General features: G+C 63.8%; 1 protein-coding gene. It reads right to left on the bottom strand.

All coding sequences use genetic code 11. The annotated features are described in order from the left end of the window. The coding region (locus A5625_RS05820; RefSeq protein WP_197515988.1) for a glycogen/starch/alpha-glucan phosphorylase at positions 1 to 652 on the bottom strand (652 nt) is incomplete at both ends.

The following is a 652-nucleotide window of genomic DNA, read 5'->3' as shown; positions in this document are numbered from 1 at the left end:
GGCTGCGCACCTCGTCGAGGAACCGGCGGTTGATCTCGTAGATGATCTCCAGATGGCGCGGCAGCGACTCGGCGAACATTTCCAGCGGCCAGGTCTCGAGCGCCTCGGGGAGCAGGGTGTGGTTGGTGTATCCGAACGTCGCGACGGTGATATCCCACGCCTCGTCCCAGTCCAGCTCGCGTTCGTCGACCAGCAACCGCATCAGCTCGGCGACCCCGATCGACGGATGAGTGTCGTTGAGCTGCAATGCAAACCGCTGCGGCAGCTCCTTCACGGACACGTCGGCGAGGTCGTCCATGATGTGTAGCACGTGCTGCAGCGAGCAGGACACGAAGAAGTACTGCTGCAGCAGGCGCAACCGCTTGCCGGCCTCGGGCTCGTCATTGGGGTACAGCACCTTGGTGACCGTCTCGGACGTGACCTCGTCCTCGACCGCCTTGTAGTAGTCACCGGTGTTGAAGGCATCCAAAGCAAATGACTTGACGGCCCGCGCGCTCCACAACGTCAGCACGTTGCAGGTGTTCACGCCGTAGCCCTGGATGGGTGTGTCGTAGGCGGTGCCTTTCAGCTGCCGTCCCGGCACCCAGCGGACGCGATCGCGGCCGTTGTCGTCGGCGTAGTGCTCGGCGTAGCCGCCCCACTTGACCAGGAA

Source organism: Mycobacterium sp. 1465703.0, assembly GCF_001672975.1.
Taxonomy (GTDB): domain Bacteria; phylum Actinomycetota; class Actinomycetes; order Mycobacteriales; family Mycobacteriaceae; genus Mycobacterium.
Note: the sequence above shows the minus strand (reverse complement) of the source record. Positions and strands in the feature narration are given on the sequence as shown.